General features: G+C 56.4%; 7 protein-coding genes and 1 tRNA gene. 2 read left to right on the top strand and 6 right to left on the bottom strand.

Annotated features, from left to right (window positions below; translation table 11 throughout):
* The first annotated feature begins 203 nt into the window (after positions 1-203).
* Complete coding sequence (locus PLN84_RS12895; RefSeq protein WP_348532153.1) at positions 204-572, top strand: DUF134 domain-containing protein; 369 nt, start codon at positions 204-206, stop codon at positions 570-572.
* A gap of 166 nt (positions 573-738) precedes the next feature.
* Here PLN84_RS12895 and PLN84_RS12890 read toward each other — a convergent pair whose 3' ends face one another.
* Genes PLN84_RS12890 through PLN84_RS12880 form a run of 3 tightly spaced genes read right to left on the bottom strand, consistent with a single transcriptional unit; the run spans position 739 to position 1,407 of the window.
* The gene (locus PLN84_RS12890; RefSeq protein WP_299954297.1) at positions 739-882 is read right to left on the bottom strand and encodes a HepT-like ribonuclease domain-containing protein; all 144 of its coding nucleotides are present in this window, start codon (positions 880-882) and stop codon (positions 739-741) included.
* Entirely contained in the window at positions 867-1,097 is a 231-nt protein-coding gene (locus PLN84_RS12885) for a hypothetical protein (RefSeq protein WP_292383623.1), read from the bottom strand. The genes PLN84_RS12890 and PLN84_RS12885 overlap by 16 nt, the downstream gene beginning before the upstream one ends.
* On the bottom strand, positions 1,087-1,407 hold the full coding sequence (locus tag PLN84_RS12880; RefSeq protein WP_348532152.1) for a nucleotidyltransferase family protein: 321 nt from the start codon (positions 1,405-1,407) through the stop codon (positions 1,087-1,089). The genes PLN84_RS12885 and PLN84_RS12880 overlap by 11 nt, the downstream gene beginning before the upstream one ends.
* Before the next feature lie 636 nt (positions 1,408-2,043).
* Here PLN84_RS12880 and PLN84_RS12875 point away from each other — a divergent pair.
* Positions 2,044-2,220, top strand: coding sequence for a hypothetical protein (locus PLN84_RS12875; protein ID WP_299954306.1), 177 nt, complete (start codon positions 2,044-2,046; stop codon positions 2,218-2,220).
* On the opposite strand, the gene PLN84_RS12870 is transcribed toward PLN84_RS12875, so the two are convergent.
* The 3 genes from PLN84_RS12870 to PLN84_RS12860 form a co-directional block, all read right to left on the bottom strand.
* Positions 2,215-2,529: a hypothetical protein gene (locus PLN84_RS12870; RefSeq protein ID WP_300020862.1), complete on the bottom strand. Its 315-nt coding sequence runs from the start codon at positions 2,527-2,529 to the stop codon at positions 2,215-2,217. The genes PLN84_RS12875 and PLN84_RS12870 overlap by 6 nt on opposite strands.
* Positions 2,530-2,538: 9 nt before the next feature.
* Complete coding sequence (locus tag PLN84_RS12865; RefSeq protein WP_292383627.1) at positions 2,539-2,697, bottom strand: hypothetical protein; 159 nt, start codon at positions 2,695-2,697, stop codon at positions 2,539-2,541.
* A gap of 419 nt (positions 2,698-3,116) precedes the next feature.
* A tRNA-Ile gene (locus PLN84_RS12860) sits at positions 3,117-3,191 on the bottom strand.
* Positions 3,192-3,199: the final 8 nt, after the last annotated feature.

Raw genomic sequence — 3,199 nt, 5'->3', positions numbered from 1 at the left:
CGCCGGGGCCGGTGCTCCGCGACAGAGGCGCCGGAAGGCGAGTCCGCAACACCGGTCCTCCGCGGTCTCGGCCGGGGCGGCATCCCGTGCGGATGCGGCCGCGGTCACTGCGGCGGCCGGGCACGCGGTCGTCGGTAACCCCCGGTGCCGGAGCGAAGGCACTATCTGCACGCGGGACGGAGATCTTCTCCAGAGATGATACTGTGAACGAGAGCGAGCATGGCGAGGGGCGTTGCCGCCGCGGGCGGGGCCGGCCCCGGGCCCGCCGGATGATCGGGGATCCGGCGGCGTTCCGCTGTTTTGGCCCTCTCTGCGGGAGGCCCGACGAGGTCGTTGTCATCCTCCCCGAGGAGGTGGAGGCCCTCCGCCTCGTCGACCTCCAGGGGCTCGAGCAGGAAGAAGCCGCCCATGCCATCGGCGTCTCTCGAAAGACCCTCTGGCGCGACCTCCACGAGGCGCGGGCAAAGGTCGCCGACGCCCTGGTGAACGGCAAGACGATCCGGATCGCCGGGTGCGGCCGCCGGCAGGAAGAGGGGTGTCCCGAGGACGGGGAGACCCACGCCGGCCTGTGATTCGCAGGGCATCCGCTCTACACGTTTTTCAAAACCGAGTGGTCCCGAAGGGATTTGAATCCTCTGAAGATCGGTAGTTACCACAATAACCAGAATACATGAACGTCTCGCGGACGTTCTCGTCTCTCACCCTTTGCAATCTTAAGTCCGAGTTCGACGGCCATTTTCACCGGCTGCTCGCCTCTTCACGAAGCAGCGCTGCATAGATCGCCTGTATCTCTGGTTTGGCTGCCGGGATCTCGTTCTGTACCATGTCCTCAACAAGTTCCCACCTGACACTGAAGTACCCGTGGATCAACCGGTCGCGCATCCTGGCCATACCGCCCCAGGGACGCCAGGATATCGCTCCCTGACTTCGGTTGAGATATTCTTCGACGCTTCCCCAATGACCTCAAGGCTCCGGACAAGCGATCGCTGCATCATATCGTCCCCGACATTCTCCTCAGTGGCTCGATAGGGGAAATTGGCCTCGATAAAATCCATCTCCTGCAGGATGTGGGCGAGATAGACGGAATCACGCTTCACACCAGACCACCTCGCTCTCCGCGTCCTGCCGGATGAGCGGATCCAGTCCTCCGACGGTGACGAGCTCGACCTTCCGCCCGTACAACTCCTCCAGGAAGTCGGCGAGCGCCATGAAGTTCCGGAACGTGAGGCGGCCCGGCGAAAGTTCAACGAGAATGTCCACGTCGCTGTCAAATCGCTCCTCGCCGCGGGCGGTGGACCCGAAGACCCCGATCTTTACCACGCCGAACCGCTCCCGGAGTACCGGCAGCACTTCCTCAAGCCTGACGACGGATGGCGTCTTCTTTGTTGATTCCGGGATCGTGGTCATGGTAGCGTCTCACGCTTGTATGGCCTGCTCGCATCTTACGTCGTTGATTGTTCATTCCTTCTCCATTGACAAATACCTTCTGCCAGTAGTAGGTGATGCACGGTTTCCCGGGGCCCCTCCACGCCGGACCGAGGCCAGATCGGTCTTGGCGCTCCAGAAGACGGAGGAAGTATCGGTGCTTTCTGGGTCCCATAAGTGTACGAACAAACCTACAATCGTCATAGCATTGGTGGGGAGCGGAGAGATGGTTAAGGGAACGAAGCAAATTGGGGTGAGGGTGCCGGTCTCTCTCCTGGAAGATCGGCCACCTCGCGGAGATCGAGCGTAGGGACCGCTCGAACATGGTTGATCCCATCCTGTCGATGTATGTGGAATTCCTTGAGGCCGAAGGGAAAGAGCGTAAAAATCCGGAGAAGTGGGTCAAAGTCGAAGAGGGGTGGGTTGACTAATGTTGCTGCCGGTCCGGGTCTCATCGCACTGCCGTGTGTGGGCTGATGTATCCTTCAGATTCGAGAAGCACATCTATGCTGAGTCCACAGAGGATGTTGCCGGGTATCCCTCAAGTATGGCCGCGGTCCCGGCGTGAAAGAGATCCTCCCCAAAACTATATCTTTCCTGATACAGACATCATCATGCATGCCGACGAAGACGGTAGTCGAGCGGGAGAAGGCAACCCCGAAGACCACGCCTAAAAGAACCCCTACTCAGGCTGAAATCCAGGCCAGTATCGATAGACTGGATGCAGACATGGAGAGATGGGGAAAGGGTCGGAAATATACCCTGGCCGAGGTAGAAAAAAGGCTGGGGTTATAAATCGACGTGTGAGTACTTCTTGTGCGCCGCCTCGAAACCCATAACCTCACGGATTTCCACAAATGTTTTTTGCTCTGTTTTAACCACCTTATAAAACACCGTGTATTTCCTCTGAATATGTAGCCGGTGAGTGTTCTCCTTCCCTTTCAGTTTCTTCTTATTGCATTGTTTGATCGAAGTGAACAGGTGCTCACCCGGGCAGAATTTTATTTTATCGATGATTTTTTTGACATACTCGTTATCTCCACGCCTGATTGCCTGAAGATGTTTCTCTGCTGTCTCTGTGATTATGATCTCGTATTTCGTCATGCGCCTCCCTCAGATCTCGACGCCCCGCGCACGCAGCGCAGCAATCACATCCCGTTCTGCAGCCTCAGATATCGGGATGCTCGCCTCCTTCGCGAGAAGATAGATATTCTCGTGTATCCGAACCGAGGTTTGCTGAAAGACCTCCCCCTTTGCGTTGATGTGTTTCATGGCCTGTAGGTGGCAATTCTGGTCACTTAAAGAGGTGGTGACAAAAACAGCGGTTTCGGCAACCCGAAACTATGGCCACACTTTCGGCCGTCCAAAACTTCACGGCGTCCCCCTTAAACGCCCCCGTTTTTGGTTACCACCTCTTTAAGACCCATCCCACAGAGAGTTAGGATACCCGAAACTGTGCGGACAGATACAGCACTGTGCGGACAGTAGAAAAGAAACAGGAGAAAAGAGAAAATGGCAAAAGAAAAGGAATACGAGCGAAAGAGGAGAAGATTGAACATTACGATCTCGGATCAGGCGCATGATTTTCTGAAAAACCGGGTTACGAATACGTCCCGTTTCATAGAACAACTAATAGTTAGTGCTGAAAACAAAATCCAAGCAACGATTGTTACGATTACCCCGATTAAAGGTGGGCCCGGAGGGATTCGAACCCACGACCGCCCGGTTATGAGCCGGGCGCTCTGACCGGACTAAGCTACGGGCCCGAGAATTG

Origin of the sequence: Methanoculleus sp., from assembly GCF_035363275.1 — an archaeon.
Classification (GTDB): Archaea; Halobacteriota; Methanomicrobia; order Methanomicrobiales; family Methanoculleaceae; genus Methanoculleus.
This window is presented reverse-complemented; position numbering and strand designations above follow the sequence as displayed.